The sequence below is a fragment of the Chromobacterium sp. Ag138 genome (genome assembly GCF_055181315.1).
This window is the reverse complement of record NZ_JBUPWA010000001.1, coordinates 2,979,837-2,992,900: the sequence shown is the minus strand read 5'-3', so window position 1 is coordinate 2,992,900 and position 13,064 is coordinate 2,979,837. Positions and strand designations below refer to the sequence as shown.

The following is a 13,064-nucleotide window of genomic DNA, read 5'->3' as shown; positions in this document are numbered from 1 at the left end:
GCCAGGCGGCTGTTGGCGGGCATCTTGCCGGCGTGAGCCATCGTCCGTAGAATGCGCGCTTTCCCGCCAGGGGAAAGTTTCGCGTATTCAATGTGTTAAGGACGAGCCGTGGCCGACATCAACCGCCTGGAAACCTGGATCAAGTACAAGAACGGCCTGTGCGGCGACTGCATGGCGTCCTGCTGCACGATGCCGGTGGAAGTGAAGTTGCCGGATCTGGTGCGCATCGGCGTGGTGGACGAGTTCGAGCTGGAAGAGCCGATCAAGAACATCGCCAAGCGGCTGGAAAAGCAGCGGGTGATCCAGCATTTCAATTTCAAGAACAGCCTGTTCACGCTGGCGCAGCGCGCCAACGGCGACTGCCTGTATCTGGATGCGCAGACCCGGCGCTGCACCATTTACGAGCGCCGCCCCAACACCTGCCGCAACCATCCCAAGATCGGTCCCAAACCGGGTTTTTGCGCCTATACCCGCGACAGCCGTCCGCGCCAGAAGTAATTCATTTATCATTGCTGGTCGCCCTGCTGCCGACCTCGCGCAGCGGGCACAGACTGGACCGTGTTCCACGTGGAACAGCGGCATGGCATCGGCCTCCGCCATGGGCGGCGGCTGCCAATTGTGATTGAGGAGCGCGGCGATGCAGGCGATTTTTCCCTTGCTGGCCTTTCTGGTCGGAGTGGTGGTGCCGCTGCAGGCGGCGGTCAACAACCAGTTGCGCCTGTTGCTGGGCAACAGCACGCTGCTGGCGGCGCTGGTGTCGTTCGGCACCGGCTGCCTGACGTTGGCGCTGCTGTCGTTGGCGACTGGCCAGCGCTGGCAAAATCTGGCGGCGCTGGCCCGCGTCGAATGGTGGATGTTGCTGGGCGGGGTGCTGGGAGCGGGGTTCGTGTTCGGCACCACTTTGCTGGCGCCGCGCCTGGGCGTGGCGACCATGGTTTCCCTGATCATCGCGGGACAGGTATTCACCTCGCTGTGCTTCGACCGTTTTGGCTGGCTGATGATGCCCTTGCGCGAGTTGAGCGCGGCCAGGCTGGCCGGCGCGGCGCTGGTGGTCGCGGGCGTGCTGCTGGTGAATTTCGGCGATCGCTGGTTCGGCCGCTGAAATGCGATCCCGCCGGACGGGCCGGCGGGATCGCGGGGTGTTTACTGCTGGGCGGACGGCGTTGGCGCAGCCGGCGCCTGGACCGGCGCCGGGTTCATGTCTTGCAGCGACAGCGGCACGCTGGGCGGCACGGCGGGATTGTCGAAGGGGCGGACATTGGCGTCCTGGGCGCTGGCGAAGGCGCTGGCCAGCAGCAGCGCCAGTGCGGGCATGAGCAATTTGAGCATGGCGGAATCCTTTGGTGTTGTTGAACGGATCGCCCTGGGTTTTCCTGTTGCGGCCCCGGAAAGTATTGGGCGTACTTTCATTATTAATGCCAATTCGACTGAAGATGTTTCCGTAAATTCTCTTTTTGTTTCAATATGTTGAATGGTTTGTTGCTGGCTTGATTTTGCCTGGATGGCATGATTCTCAATCGGGCGGCGGCGGCAGGTAGACGCGCCGCGCCGGGTATTGTCCCGGCAGCGGGTTGCCCTTCGCGTACATGCATTGCTGGTAGGCGATGTTGTAGCGGGTTTGCGTATCGTAGCCGGCATAAGCGCCGTTGGAGCCGCCTACCGCGGCGCCGGCCAGCAGGCCCATGCCGGCGCCTTGGCGGTTGCCGCCTATCAGCGCGCCGGCCGCGGCGCCCACTACGGTGCCCAGCGCCATATTGCCGGCCAGCGTGGCGTTGGACGCGTCGGCGGCGGCCGCGCCGCTGTTGCCGGCGGCGTAGGCCCGGCATTGCTGCTCTTCCTGCGCGAACACGTCGAACGGTTTGCCCGGCGCCGGCATCACCGCCACCGTCGGGCCGGTGGGCTGCGTGGCGCAGGCGGCCAGCAGCGGCGGCAGCAGCATCAGGCAATAGCGTGCTTTCATGGCGTTTCCTTCCGGCTTATCTGGGCGGCTGCGCCGGTACGGTCTTCCAGCCGCCCGGGCATTCGCTGACATACGGGTAGTACTGTTTGGCCGCCTTGCAGTAGTACCAGACTTGGGCCGGCTCCTGCGGCGCGGCGGCGACCGGCGGGGCCGGAGGAACCATCGGCACCGCAGGGACGACGGGCACGGCCGGGGACACGGCGATGACGGGCGGCGCGTACAGGCTGGGGTAGGGATAGATGGGCGCCGTGTAGAAGTACCAGGCGCCGCCGGCCACCCACCACCAGCCCATCCGGCCCTGATAGTAGCCGTGGTGCCAATAGCCGCCGCGCCAGACATCGATGCTGATGCGCGGACCGCCGTGGTGGTGGTACGCCTCGGCGGGAGCGACCGCGGCCACGGCCAGCGCGGCTGCCAGCAGCGCGCCGCTCAAGCGGATGCAGCCTTTCATGATGAGCCTCTTTACGGTCGGTTGCCGCGCGCGGCCCGGCGGGCCGGCGCGAGCGGGATCAGGTCGCCGGGTCAGCCGTTGGCCGGGGGCGCGCCTTCTGGTCTCTTGTGGCGCTGCCATTGGCCGCGCGGGCCGTGCAGATGGTCCATGATCTTCTGCTGGTCCGGCGTCAGCTGCGCGTAGAAGGCCTTCAGCGCGTCCAGATGCTGCTGCATCCGCGCTTGCTGGCGCTGCATCATGCTTTCCATCTTCTCCGGCGCGGTGGCCTTGTCGTCCATCGCCGGCTTTTCCATCGTTTCCGGTTTCATCGACGCGGCGAAGGTCTGCCAGGCGGCCTCCTGCTGCGGCTGGATCTTCAGCTTGTCATGCAGCGCCTGCAGATGCTTGGCGCGCATTTCCTCGCGTTTGGCCGGGTCCATGTGCCAGCCTTTGCGCGCGGCGGCAGGGGCGGGGGCATCGTCGGCGTAGGCGGCGGCGGAGCCGGCGAGGAGCAGGCCGGCGGCGAGCAGGGGTTTGAGCAACTGCTTCATGATGGTTTCCTTCGCGTGAGCTGTTGGTGGCTGCAGTATTGGATGCAATTGTCAGGCGAGTTTTGCCTGGGAAATCGCTTATGTTCATGACTGTTAATCTGCAATAACTGCTTGATACTCTTGCCATCGAGAGGTGTGGGCGGCAGTCGTGGGCTACAGTGAAAGCTGCGGACAACCGGGAGATCTGCATGGCGGAAACCGACAAGGGGGGATGGTGGTCGCTGGGCCAGCACTGGGCCGACTACTGGACTGACGCCTTCCAGCGCGGCTTGCTGTTCTGCGATGTGCTGCGCGAGCGCGGCGACACCTATCTGGAGCACCAGGCGTCCGGCAATCCGCCGGTGCTGGTGTTCGATTTCGACATCATCGTCGACGGCCGCGAGCTGGACGAGCCGGTCAACTACGCGCTGGCGGCCATCCGTCCGCCGGCCAACTGCCCGCCGACCGATCCGGAGTTGCGCCCTTTCGTGGTGATAGACCCGCGCGCCGGCCATGGGCCCGGCATAGGCGGCTTCAAGATGGACAGCGAGATCGGCATCGCGCTGCGCCAGGGCCATCCCTGCTATTTCGTGATGTTTTTTCCGGTGCCGGTGCCCGGCCAGACCATAGAGTGCGTGTGGCGGGCGGAAAAGGCGTTTCTGCGCCGGGTGCGCGAGGCGCATCCGGGCAATGCCGGCAAGCCGTTCGTGATCGGCAATTGCCAGGGCGGCTGGGCGCTGGCGATGGTGGCGGCCTCGGCGCCGGAAGACGTCGGCCCCATTCTGCTGGCCGGCTCGCCGCTGTCCTACTGGGCCGGCGTGGCCGGCAAGAACCCGATGCGCTACCAGGGCGGCATGCTGGGCGGGACCTGGCTGGCCTCGCTGACCGGCGACCTGGGCCATGGCCAGTTCGACGGCGCGCACCTGGTTTCCAATTTCGAGCAGATGGACCCGGCCAATACCTACTGGAAAAAGGGCTACCACCTGTACGCCAACATCGACAAGGAGCGCAACCGCTTCCTGGAGTTCGAGCGCTGGTGGGGCGGCCACTACCTGCTGAACAAGGAAGAGATGGAGTGGATCAGCCAGAACCTGTTCGTCGGCAACCGGCTGAGCCGCGGCGAGGTGTACCTGGACGACGGCGAGGTGAGGATAGACCTCAGGCAGATCCGCTCGCCCATCATCGTGTTCGCGTCCTGGGGCGACAACATCACGCCGCCGCAGCAGGCGCTGTTCTGGATCGCCGACCTGTACAAGGACGTGGAGGAAATCCGCGGCAACGAGCAGACCATCGTCTATTGCCTGCACGAGCAGATCGGCCATCTCGGCATCTTCGTGTCCGCAGGCGTGGCCAACAAGGAGCACAGCGAGCTGGCCAGCGCGCTGGACCTGATCGACGTGCTGCCGCCCGGCCTCTATGAGGCGGTGATCACCGACACCTACCCGGAGATGCCCGGCCTGCAGTATCTGCAGGGCCGCTACGTGATCCGCTTCGAGCCGCGCGAGGTGGCGGACATCCTGGCGCTGGGCGACGGCCGCGACGGCGAGCGCGCGTTCCAGGTGGTGAAGCGGGTGGCGGAGATCAACCAGCAGCTGTACGACAGCTTCGTGTCGCCATGGCTGCAGGCCTGCACCACGCCATGGACCGCGCACCTGATGCGGGAGATGCACCCGTCGCGTTTCGAGCGGCGCTGGTTCTCCAGCCGCAATCCCTTGCTGAACGGTCTGTCCGACTGGGCCGGCAAGGTGAGGGAGGCGCGCAAGCCGGTGGATGGCGACAACCCGTTCTGGCAATGGCAGCAGACCGTGTCCGACTGGACCGCCAGCATGCTGGACGGCTGGCGCGACCAGCGCGACGCGATGAAGGAGATGACCTTCCGCGCCGTTTACGACGCGCCGCTGACCGCCGCGCTGGTGGGCCTGGATCCGCGCCGGCCCTACCGGGTGCGCAGCCACGGCGGCGGCTGGGAGCGAACCGAGATGCTGCGCCTGAAGCGGCGCGAGCTGGAGGAGCACTATTCCGAGGGCGGCGCGGTGGACGGCTTCCTGCGGCTGCTGATCTACGTCGCCATCGGCAACGGCGTGGTCGACGTGCGGCCGTTCAACGCCATACGCCGGGTGATGCAGGACACCGGCCTGGGCGAGGAGCTGACGCTGGAAGCCTTCAAGCAGGCGGTGCGGCGCCAGACCTGGCTGGTGCGCAACGACGACAAGCGCGCGCTGGCCACCATCCAGGACCTGCTGCCCGGAGAGGCGCAGCGGGCGATGGCGCTGGAGCTGGTGATGCTGCTGCTGGCGGCGGCCGGGCCGATCAGCGTGGAGAAGCAGCAGCGGCTGGGCCGGGTGGCGCTGGCGATGGGCGTGACCTCCGGCGAGGTGCCGGACGCCGGCGAGGCGGTGGTGCTGAAAAAGCCGCGCGCGACGCGCAGCCGCAAGAAGACGGCGGCCAAGTAGCTTTGCCAGCGGACGGGCGGCGGCTTACACTCGCCGCTTTTGCTTATACAGGATGCTTTCGATGAGCGGCCAGGCCAATAACGCTACCCATGGCGTCACGCTGGAAATGATGCTGAACCAGCTGCACGCGCATTACGGCTGGGAAGGACTGGCGGAGCGCGTCGACATCCGCTGCTTCCGCAATGATCCCAGCATCAAGTCCAGCCTGGTGTTCTTGCGCCGCACGCCGTGGGCGCGCGCGCAGGTGGAGGCGCTGTTCGTCGAAATGAAGCGCCGGCCGGCGGATTCCCGGCCGCGCTTGTTCGGCAAGAAGGCCGGCTGACATCCGATCGCCTCTTGCCGCGTTATGTTGAACAAGGCGGCGGATGGTCCGGCGCCGGCCAAGGGGGACAATATGGAAGTCGAAATCAGCGTGGAAGCGGAGAAGAAGCGCCTGAACAGCTGGGTGGCGCTGACCGTGGTGGTGCTGTCGGTGCTGATGGGCCTGGGCAAGCTGAAGGACGACAATATCGTGCAGGCGCGCCAGCTGCTGAAGGCCGACGCGGCGGACGCCTGGTCCGAATACCAGGCCAAGAAGATCAAGTTGCACCTGACCGAGTCCGGCATGCGCCAGGCGGAGCTGCTGGCGCTGGCGAACCCGGCCAGCGCGGCGGCGCTGAAGCCGCAGCAGGAGCAATTGCGGCATGAGCTGGCGCGCTACAAGGCTGAAAGCGAGGCGCTGCGCGGCAAGGCCGAAGCCAAGGAGGGCGCGATCGAGCCGCTGAACGCGCGGCACGACCTGTTCGACATCAGCGACGCCGGCTTGTCGATCGCGGTGGCCTGCGCGGCGGTGGCGGCGCTGTCGGCCAATCTGCTGCCGCTGTTCGCGTCCTGGGGTTTCGGCGCGCTCGGCATCCTGTTCTGGCTGGCCGGCTTCGCCGGCTGGAACCTGCGCATCGAGTGGCTGATCGGCCTGCTGGGCTGACGGCGAAACCCTGGCGGGAAGGGGGTTGCAATCGGCATGGTTTTGGATCAGGCTGGCGCGATTGCGGTTTGTCCCATCCTTCCCACAGGAGCATTGCGATGAAACTGTATTACTCGTCCGGAGCCTGCTCGCTGGCTTCGCACATCGTCCTGTTCGCCAGCGGCCTGCCGTTCAGCGCGGAATCGGTCAGCCTGCGCGACGTGCCGCACACCACCGCCGGCGGCGCAGACTTCACCGCCATCAATCCCAAGGGCTATGTGCCGGCGCTGCAGCTGGACAACGGCGAACTGCTGACCGAGGGCGTGGCCATCATGCAGTTCATCGCCGACCAGGCGCCGGACAAGCAGCTGGCGCCGGCCAACGGCACGCTGCCGCGCTACCGGCTGCAGGAATGGCTGAATTTCATCTCCACCGAGGTGCACAAGAATTTCTCGCCGATCTTCTTCGGCAAGACCGACGAGGTCAAGGAAGACGCCTGGGCGCGTCTGCAGCCGCGGTTCGCGCTGCTGCAGGCGCAGCTGGAGAAGACGCCCTATCTGCTGGGCGGCCAGTTCAGCGTGGCGGACGCCTATCTGTTCACCTGCCTGTCCTGGGCGCAATATCTGCAGCGCTCGCTGGCGGCTTATCCGGCGCTGCTGGATTTCCTGAAGCGGGTGGCCGAGCTGCCGGCGACCCAGCAGGCGCTGAAGGCCGAAGGCCTGCTCAAGTAAGCCCGCGCAAACGCATGCGATGCCCGGCCCGCGCCGGGCATTTTGCTTGGCGCGCCGCTCAGGCAGCCTGGTCCAGGTAACGCAGATAGGCATCGGCGCTGGCGTCGATCTCGGCGTCGCTCAGATCGTGTTCCGCGCCGTGCAGCGTGAAGGCCGGCAGCCAGCGGGCGCGGATGTAGCGGCAGGTGAGCTCGAATGGCCGCAGCAGCTCGTCCATCTGGTAGCGGTAACGCCCGTCGGCGGCGAAGTCTTTGCCGCGGATGCCGGTGGATACCGCCACGCTGATCTGTTTGTCCGCCATCCGCCGGTCCTCCGGCCGCGGCCCCACCGCGAAGCCCTCGTCCAACACCAGGTCCTGCCACTTTTTCAGCAACGGCGGCGAGCTGAACCAGTAGAAGGGGAACTGCAGCACGATGCGCGAGTGGGCCTCCAGCAGCGCCTGTTCGCGCGCGACATCGATGCGCTCATCCGGATAGGCGCCGTATAGCGAGTGAACGGCATAGCGTTCGGGATGTCTTGCCAAGGCCTCGATCCAGCGGCGGTTGACGCGGGACTGGGCGAGGTCGGGATGGGCAACGACGATCAGCGTTTTCATGGCATCTCCTTGAAGTGAGCCGCCATGCTAGAGTTTTTTCAATTGATTGATAAGTAAGTACTTTTTTGTTTCATGGGAACCTGAAGGTAATCTATGCGGGAGCGGACGGGATTGAATTTTCCGATAGACGCGACGGTGCGGCTGATCGGTAGCAAGTGGAAATGCTCGATCCTTTGCCATCTGATGGACGGCGGCGAGCTGCGCACCGGCGAACTGCGCCGGCTGCTGGCCGGTGTATCGCAAAAGGTGCTGACCGAGCAGCTGCGCGAGTTGGAGCGCGACGGCCTGGTTTCGCGCACCGTGCATCCCGAGGTGCCGCCGCGGGTGGAATACCGGCTGACCGAGCTGGGGGGCTCGCTGCGGCCCATCATCGACGCGATGTGCGAGTGGGGGGCCGGCTACCTGGCGCAGACCCGGGCGGGCGTATAATGCGGACGCGATAAAAACACTCAAAAGGCCTCCCGTGATGAAATCCGCGCCGCTTTTCGCCTCTCTCGCCGCCGTGTTCGCCGCCTCCGCCTGGGCCGCTCCGGTCCAGCTGCGGGTGCTGGAAACCTCCGACGTCCACATGAATCTGCTGGCTTATGACTATTACCAGGACAAGCCGGCGGCCGAGTTCGGCCTGGAGCGTACCGCCAGCCTGATCGCCGCGGCACGCGCCGAGTCGCCCAACAGCCTGCTGATCGACAACGGCGATCTGCTGCAGGGCAGCCCGATGGGCGATCTGGTGGCCAAAATCAAGCCGCTGCAGGCCGGTGACACCCATCCGGCCTACAAGGTGCTCAATGCCTTGAAGTACGACGCCGGCAATCTGGGCAACCACGAATTCAACTACGGTCTGCCTTTCCTGCAGCAATCGCTGAAGAGCGCGGCCTTCCCCTACGTCAACGCCAACGTGCTGGACGCCAAGACCGGCCAGCCGCTGTTCACGCCCTACACCTTGCTCAAGCGCGAAGTGAAGGACGCCGAGGGCAAGGCCCATGCGTTGACCGTCGGCGTGATCGGCTTCGTCCCGCCGCAGATTTTGCAGTGGGACAAGAACAATCTGCAGGGCAAGGTCACGGTGCGCGACATCCTGGAAACCGCGCGCGACTACGTGCCCAAGATGCGTGCCGCCGGCGCCGACCTGGTGATTGCAGTGCCGCATTCCGGCTTCGAGAAGGGCGAGCTGCCGCGCTTCGCCGAAAACGCGGTGTCGGGGCTGGCCGAGGTGCCGGGCATCGACGCCATCCTGTTCGGCCACGCGCATGCCGAGTTTCCGTCCGCCGCTTTCGCCGGCTATCCCGGCGTGGACCTGCAGGCCGGCACCATCCATGGCGTGCCGGCGGCGATGCCGGGCCGCTGGGGCGACCACTTGGGCGTGATCGACTTGACCCTGGAGCAGGCGGAGGGCAAGTGGCGGGTGGTCGGCAAGCGGGCGACGCTCAGGCCCATTTTCGACAAACAGGCGAAGAAGCCGCTGGCGGACATTGATCCGCGCGTGAAGGCGTTGATCGGGCCCGAACATCAGGCGACGCTGGATTACGTGCGCGGCGAGGTGGCCGCCACCCGTCGGCCGATCTACAGCTACTTCGCTCAAGTGGCCGACGACCCGTCGGTGGCCATCGTCGCCGAGGCGCAGCGCTGGTATATGCAGCGGGCGTTGCAGGGCACCGAATACGAAAAGCTGCCCATCCTGTCCGCCGCCGCGCCGTTCAAGGCAGGCGGCCGCCAGGGCTGGAATTACTACACCGATATTCCGGCTGGCAAGCTGGCCATCCGCAACCTGGCCGACCTCTACATCTACCCCAACACCATCAAGGCGGTGAAGATCACCGGCGCCGACGTGCGCGAGTGGCTGGAGATGTCGGCCGGCCAGTTCAATCAGATCGACCCCAAGGGCCCGGCGGCGCAGGAACTGATCAACCCGGCGTTCCGCTCCTATAACTTCGACAGCCTGTACGGCGTCAGCTACCAGGTCGACGTCACCCGGCCCGCCCGCTACGACGGCGACGGCAAGCTGGCGGCGCCGGACAGCCACCGCATCGTCAACCTGAGCTTCAATGGCAAGCCGATCGACCCCGCCCAGCGCTTCATCGTGGTGACCAACAATTACCGCGCCAGCGGCGGCGGCAACTTCCCCGGCATCACCGCCGACAAGATCGTGGTGGACGCGCCGGACGAGAACCGCGCCGCGCTGGCGAGCTACCTCGCCAACAAGAAGGTGATTGACCTGGGACAGGGCCGGAACTGGCGCGTGCTGCCGGTGGCCGGCGTCGGCCTGCGGTTTACCACCGGCGCGGGGGCGATGCGCTATCTGCCGGAGCAGAAGCAGTTCAAGCTGGCGCAGGACAACGGCGACGGCTCGGTGACGCTGGAGCTGGCGGAATAAGGCGGTCGCGAACCCGGTTGCGCCAGCCGCGGGCAGCGGCTGGCGTTCCACGTGAAACGAGAAAGTGACGATGAATCAAGACAAGTTGATTGATGCAAGCGGCCTGACCGCCGCCTTGCAGCGCTTCGCCGACGAGCGGGATTGGAACCGGCATCATTCGCCGCGCAATCTGTTGCTGGCGCTGGTGGGCGAAGTGGGCGAGCTGGCGGAGATCTTCCAGTGGCTGGACGACGACGCGGCGGCGCGGTTGCGCGACGATCCGGCCAAGTTCACCCATTTGCAGGAGGAGATCGCCGACGTGTTGTTGTATCTGACGCGCCTGGCGATGGTGACCGGCGTCGATCTGGACCAGGCGGTTCGGGATAAGATGGTCAAGAACGCAATAAAATATCCTGCAGCTTGACCCTTACGCTATAGTGGCCATGGGGCATGGCCCGGCGGCAAGGAAGCGGTGGATGAGCGTGACGGAACGGCAAGTGCAGTATCTGCGGCAACTGGTGGACGGCGCGCGACGCATTGCGGTATTGACCGGCGCCGGCATGAGCACCGAATCCGGCATCCCCGACTTCCGCTCCGCCGACGGCCTGTGGTCAAGGGACATGAGCCTGGCCGACGCGGTGTCGGTCGACTACTTCCAGCGCGACCCCATCGCCTTCTGGCGGGCCTTCCGCGACATCTTCCACATCAAGCTGGTGGGCGATTACCAGCCCAACGACGGCCACCGCTTTCTCGCCGCGCTGGAAGCGGATGGCAAGGAAGTCACCATTCTCACCCAGAACATCGACGGCCTGCACGGCCGGGCCGGCAGCCGCCGCGTGCTGGAGCTGCACGGCACGCTGCTGACCGCCAGCTGCCCCGATTGCCGCACGCCGCATCCGCTGGATTACGTGCAGCAGCATGCGCTTCCGGTCTGCCGCCGCTGCGGCGCGGCATTGAAGCCGGACGTGGTGCTGTACGGCGAGGCGGTGCCGATGATAGACGTGGCCTTCCAGGCGGCGTTGAACGCCGAGCTGCTGCTGGTGATGGGCTCGTCGCTGGAGGTGTCGCCGGTCAACCTGATTCCGGTGGAGGCGGCGCGGGCCGGCGTTCCCTGCGCGCTGATCAACTACACGCCCACCCGTTTCGACGCCTTGTTCGACCTGTGCATCCACGCCGGCATCGGCGAAACCTGCCGCCGGCTGCGTTGCTGACCCCTTTGGCATGATGCCGGGCCCGCGCTAATCTTGAGAAAGCCCCGTTTGCGGCATTTCAAGGGGATGGGCAATGGATCGCCGCCATTGGGATCACCGGCTGCATGGGGCGGGATTTCGCCGGCAACATCGCCGCCGCCATTCTGCTGTGGCTAGTCCAGCCGGCCCAGCCGGTAAGTCTGCCCGGTTTGCGCCCCTTCTATGCTCAGGCTGTAGGCGCGCGCCACCTGGCGCGCCTCCACCAGCGGCACGCCGCGGAACAGCGGCCCGTATTCGGCTTCCGATTCCGCCAGCAGCAGCGGGCTGACCAGATTGATGCGCAGCCGGCGCGGCAGCTCGACCGCGGCGGCGTTGACGAAGCCCTCCAGCGCGGCGTTGGCCATGTAGACGTTGCTCAGCAGCGGCACGATGGCCTGCGGCTGCCAGGCGCCGCCCACCAGCGTGAACGAGCCGCCGTCGGCCAGCCGGTCCAGCCCGCGCAGCACTACGTTGACCTGGCCCATCAGCTTGGAGTCGAGCCCGACGCGGTAGCGCTCGGCGTTCATTTCGGCCAGCGGCCCGACGTGGCCGTTGCGGCTGCCGGTGGCCACCGCCACCGCGTCGAGCCGGGGCAGTTGTTGATACATGGCGGCGATGCTTTGCTCGTCCTCGATGTCCACGCGCACGTCGCCGTGATGGCGGCCGGCGGCGATGATTTCGTGGCGGCCGGACAGCTCGGCGGCGATGGCGCGGCCGATGTTGCCGCTGGCGCCTATCAGCAGGATTTTCATATCGTCTTCCTTGCAGCTTGAGTGGGGGGAACCGTCAGCTTAGGCGCGCGCGCGGCTTGGAAAAACCGGGCAAACGTGGAAATATTGGAACCGATATGGAAACAATCGAACCCTCTTCCGAACTGGCGCTGGTCTTCCTCGAAGTGGCGGAGGCCGGCAGCATCACCGCCGCCGCCGAGCGGCTGGCCACGTCCAAGTCGCAGGTCAGCAAGCAGCTGAGCCGGCTGGAAGCGCTATTGGGCGCGCAGCTGCTGTTCCGCAGCACCCGCAAGCTGACGTTGACCGAGGCCGGCCATGCTTATCTCGCTTACTGCCGCCGGCTGCGCGCGCTGCTGCGGGAGTCGGCGGCGGCGGTGCGCGGCCTGAGCGGGGAAGCGCACGGCACCGTGCGGCTGACGGTGCCGCAGATGTTCGCCGGCGCGTTCGGCGCCGAGCTATTGTTGGCTTTTCATCAACAGTATCCGCGCATCTCGGTGGAGCTCGACGTCAGCGTGGCCGAGCGCGACCTGGAGGAGGATGGCTTCGACCTGGCCATCCGCTCCAGCCGGGAGCTGCCGCCGCAGCTGGTGGCGCGCCCGTTGTTCCTGACCCGCGACTGGGTGGTGGCGGCGCCGGCGCTGCTGGCCGAGCGCGGCGCGCCGGCCGAACCGGCCGATCTGGCGCGGCTGCCCTGCGTGGTGCACAGCCGCTACCACGGCGGCGCGCGCTGGCGTTTCGAGCGCGAGGGGCGCGCGGAAGAGGTGGAGGTGCCGCATTGGCTGCAGGTCAGCGATTACAGCCTGAACCGCAAGCTGGCCGAAGCCGGCGCCGGTTACGCGCGGCTGCCGGATTTCGTCGCCGAGGCCGCCTTGATCGGCGGCAGCCTGGTCAGGGTGCTGGCCGGCTGGGAGACGCCGGCGCGGCCGGTCTATCTCGTCTATCCGAAGAAAACGCCGCAGCCGGCCAAGTCCCGGGCGCTGATCGATTTCTGCGCCCAATGGTTCGCCCCGCTGCCAGGCCGGGGCTGAGCGCGCCGGCTCGTCCGGACCCGCCGGCTTCAGCCGCGGCGACGCTTGGACGGGATGTCCTGCCGCGGCCATCCCCAGCAAACG

17 protein-coding genes are annotated in these 13,064 nt (G+C 66.5%); 11 read left to right on the top strand and 6 right to left on the bottom strand.

Annotated features, from left to right (window positions below; genetic code table 11):
- Positions 1-108 precede the first annotated feature (108 nt).
- Both ACY3GB_RS13825 and ACY3GB_RS13820 read left to right on the top strand, forming a co-directional pair.
- The gene (locus tag ACY3GB_RS13825; protein ID WP_046158500.1) at positions 109-498 is read left to right on the top strand and encodes a YkgJ family cysteine cluster protein; all 390 of its coding nucleotides are present in this window, start codon (positions 109-111) and stop codon (positions 496-498) included.
- Between the two features lie 139 nt (positions 499-637).
- The gene (locus tag ACY3GB_RS13820) at positions 638-1,102 is read left to right on the top strand and encodes a DMT family transporter (protein WP_048403825.1); all 465 of its coding nucleotides are present in this window, start codon (positions 638-640) and stop codon (positions 1,100-1,102) included.
- A gap of 41 nt (positions 1,103-1,143) precedes the next feature.
- Here ACY3GB_RS13820 and ACY3GB_RS13815 read toward each other — a convergent pair whose 3' ends face one another.
- The 4 genes from ACY3GB_RS13815 to ACY3GB_RS13800 all read right to left on the bottom strand — a co-directional run bounded on the left by ACY3GB_RS13815 (position 1,144) and on the right by ACY3GB_RS13800 (position 2,941).
- Positions 1,144-1,329 carry a hypothetical protein gene (locus tag ACY3GB_RS13815; RefSeq protein WP_463089248.1) on the bottom strand — a complete coding sequence of 62 codons (186 nt, stop codon included), beginning with the start codon at positions 1,327-1,329 and terminating at the stop codon, positions 1,144-1,146.
- A 184-nt stretch (positions 1,330-1,513) separates the two neighbouring features.
- Positions 1,514-1,960 (bottom strand): glycine zipper family protein, encoded by a 447-nt coding sequence (locus tag ACY3GB_RS13810; RefSeq protein ID WP_463089247.1) that lies wholly within the window; start codon positions 1,958-1,960, stop codon positions 1,514-1,516.
- A gap of 16 nt (positions 1,961-1,976) precedes the next feature.
- Complete coding sequence (locus ACY3GB_RS13805; protein ID WP_463089246.1) at positions 1,977-2,411, bottom strand: hypothetical protein; 435 nt, start codon at positions 2,409-2,411, stop codon at positions 1,977-1,979.
- 71 nt (positions 2,412-2,482) lie between these two features.
- Positions 2,483-2,941, bottom strand: coding sequence for a Spy/CpxP family protein refolding chaperone (locus tag ACY3GB_RS13800; RefSeq protein ID WP_463089245.1), 459 nt, complete (start codon positions 2,939-2,941; stop codon positions 2,483-2,485).
- A gap of 188 nt (positions 2,942-3,129) precedes the next feature.
- Between ACY3GB_RS13800 and ACY3GB_RS13795 the strand changes: the two genes are divergently transcribed.
- The 4 genes from ACY3GB_RS13795 to gstA all read left to right on the top strand — a co-directional run bounded on the left by ACY3GB_RS13795 (position 3,130) and on the right by gstA (position 7,047).
- Positions 3,130-5,373, top strand: coding sequence for a DUF3141 domain-containing protein (locus ACY3GB_RS13795; RefSeq protein ID WP_463089244.1), 2,244 nt, complete (start codon positions 3,130-3,132; stop codon positions 5,371-5,373).
- A gap of 61 nt (positions 5,374-5,434) precedes the next feature.
- On the top strand, positions 5,435-5,695 hold the full coding sequence (locus ACY3GB_RS13790; RefSeq protein ID WP_463089243.1) for a VF530 family protein: 261 nt from the start codon (positions 5,435-5,437) through the stop codon (positions 5,693-5,695).
- A gap of 72 nt (positions 5,696-5,767) precedes the next feature.
- Positions 5,768-6,337 carry a DUF4337 domain-containing protein gene (locus ACY3GB_RS13785; protein ID WP_463089242.1) on the top strand — a complete coding sequence of 190 codons (570 nt, stop codon included), beginning with the start codon at positions 5,768-5,770 and terminating at the stop codon, positions 6,335-6,337.
- Between the two features lie 98 nt (positions 6,338-6,435).
- Positions 6,436-7,047: a glutathione transferase GstA gene (gene gstA / locus ACY3GB_RS13780; protein WP_463089241.1), complete on the top strand. Its 612-nt coding sequence runs from the start codon at positions 6,436-6,438 to the stop codon at positions 7,045-7,047.
- A gap of 58 nt (positions 7,048-7,105) precedes the next feature.
- Here gstA and ACY3GB_RS13775 read toward each other — a convergent pair whose 3' ends face one another.
- Positions 7,106-7,642 (bottom strand): NAD(P)H-dependent oxidoreductase, encoded by a 537-nt coding sequence (locus tag ACY3GB_RS13775; protein ID WP_463089240.1) that lies wholly within the window; start codon positions 7,640-7,642, stop codon positions 7,106-7,108.
- 111 nt (positions 7,643-7,753) lie between these two features.
- On the opposite strand from ACY3GB_RS13775, the gene ACY3GB_RS13770 reads away from it, so the two are divergent.
- The 4 genes from ACY3GB_RS13770 (at position 7,754) to ACY3GB_RS13755 (ending at position 11,203) form a co-directional block, all read left to right on the top strand.
- Positions 7,754-8,071, top strand: a complete 318-nt coding sequence (locus ACY3GB_RS13770) for a winged helix-turn-helix transcriptional regulator (protein WP_463089239.1) — start codon at positions 7,754-7,756, stop codon at positions 8,069-8,071.
- 37 nt (positions 8,072-8,108) lie between these two features.
- Complete coding sequence (locus ACY3GB_RS13765; RefSeq protein ID WP_463089238.1) at positions 8,109-10,013, top strand: bifunctional 2',3'-cyclic-nucleotide 2'-phosphodiesterase/3'-nucleotidase; 1,905 nt, start codon at positions 8,109-8,111, stop codon at positions 10,011-10,013.
- 70 nt (positions 10,014-10,083) lie between these two features.
- On the top strand, positions 10,084-10,416 hold the full coding sequence (locus ACY3GB_RS13760; RefSeq protein ID WP_463089237.1) for a nucleotide pyrophosphohydrolase: 333 nt from the start codon (positions 10,084-10,086) through the stop codon (positions 10,414-10,416).
- A 52-nt stretch (positions 10,417-10,468) separates the two neighbouring features.
- Complete coding sequence (locus ACY3GB_RS13755; RefSeq protein WP_463089236.1) at positions 10,469-11,203, top strand: NAD-dependent protein deacylase; 735 nt, start codon at positions 10,469-10,471, stop codon at positions 11,201-11,203.
- Positions 11,204-11,355: 152 nt separating this feature from the next.
- On the opposite strand, the gene ACY3GB_RS13750 is transcribed toward ACY3GB_RS13755, so the two are convergent.
- Complete coding sequence (locus ACY3GB_RS13750) at positions 11,356-11,973, bottom strand: short chain dehydrogenase (protein ID WP_463089235.1); 618 nt, start codon at positions 11,971-11,973, stop codon at positions 11,356-11,358.
- A 95-nt stretch (positions 11,974-12,068) separates the two neighbouring features.
- Between ACY3GB_RS13750 and ACY3GB_RS13745 the strand changes: the two genes are divergently transcribed.
- Positions 12,069-12,980, top strand: coding sequence for a LysR family transcriptional regulator (locus ACY3GB_RS13745; protein WP_463089234.1), 912 nt, complete (start codon positions 12,069-12,071; stop codon positions 12,978-12,980).
- Positions 12,981-13,064 lie beyond the last annotated feature (84 nt).

Excerpts from the sequence above, each read along its gene's own strand:
- ACY3GB_RS13820 (WP_048403825.1), top strand. The coding sequence starts at position 638 with ATGCAGGCGATTTTTCCCTTGCTGGCCTTTCTGGTCGGAGTGGTGGTG.
- ACY3GB_RS13815 (WP_463089248.1), bottom strand. The coding sequence starts at position 1,329 with ATGCTCAAATTGCTCATGCCCGCACTGGCGCTGCTGCTGGCCAGCGCC.
- ACY3GB_RS13810 (WP_463089247.1), bottom strand. The coding sequence starts at position 1,960 with ATGAAAGCACGCTATTGCCTGATGCTGCTGCCGCCGCTGCTGGCCGCC.
- ACY3GB_RS13805 (WP_463089246.1), bottom strand. The coding sequence starts at position 2,411 with ATGAAAGGCTGCATCCGCTTGAGCGGCGCGCTGCTGGCAGCCGCGCTG.
- ACY3GB_RS13800 (WP_463089245.1), bottom strand. The coding sequence starts at position 2,941 with ATGAAGCAGTTGCTCAAACCCCTGCTCGCCGCCGGCCTGCTCCTCGCC.
- ACY3GB_RS13795 (WP_463089244.1), top strand. The coding sequence starts at position 3,130 with ATGGCGGAAACCGACAAGGGGGGATGGTGGTCGCTGGGCCAGCACTGG.
- ACY3GB_RS13790 (WP_463089243.1), top strand. The coding sequence starts at position 5,435 with ATGAGCGGCCAGGCCAATAACGCTACCCATGGCGTCACGCTGGAAATG.
- ACY3GB_RS13785 (WP_463089242.1), top strand. The coding sequence starts at position 5,768 with ATGGAAGTCGAAATCAGCGTGGAAGCGGAGAAGAAGCGCCTGAACAGC.
- gstA (WP_463089241.1), top strand. The coding sequence starts at position 6,436 with ATGAAACTGTATTACTCGTCCGGAGCCTGCTCGCTGGCTTCGCACATC.
- ACY3GB_RS13775 (WP_463089240.1), bottom strand. The coding sequence starts at position 7,642 with ATGAAAACGCTGATCGTCGTTGCCCATCCCGACCTCGCCCAGTCCCGC.
- ACY3GB_RS13765 (WP_463089238.1), top strand. The coding sequence starts at position 8,109 with ATGAAATCCGCGCCGCTTTTCGCCTCTCTCGCCGCCGTGTTCGCCGCC.
- ACY3GB_RS13760 (WP_463089237.1), top strand. The coding sequence starts at position 10,084 with ATGAATCAAGACAAGTTGATTGATGCAAGCGGCCTGACCGCCGCCTTG.
- ACY3GB_RS13755 (WP_463089236.1), top strand. The coding sequence starts at position 10,469 with ATGAGCGTGACGGAACGGCAAGTGCAGTATCTGCGGCAACTGGTGGAC.
- ACY3GB_RS13750 (WP_463089235.1), bottom strand. The coding sequence starts at position 11,973 with ATGAAAATCCTGCTGATAGGCGCCAGCGGCAACATCGGCCGCGCCATC.
- ACY3GB_RS13745 (WP_463089234.1), top strand. The coding sequence starts at position 12,069 with ATGGAAACAATCGAACCCTCTTCCGAACTGGCGCTGGTCTTCCTCGAA.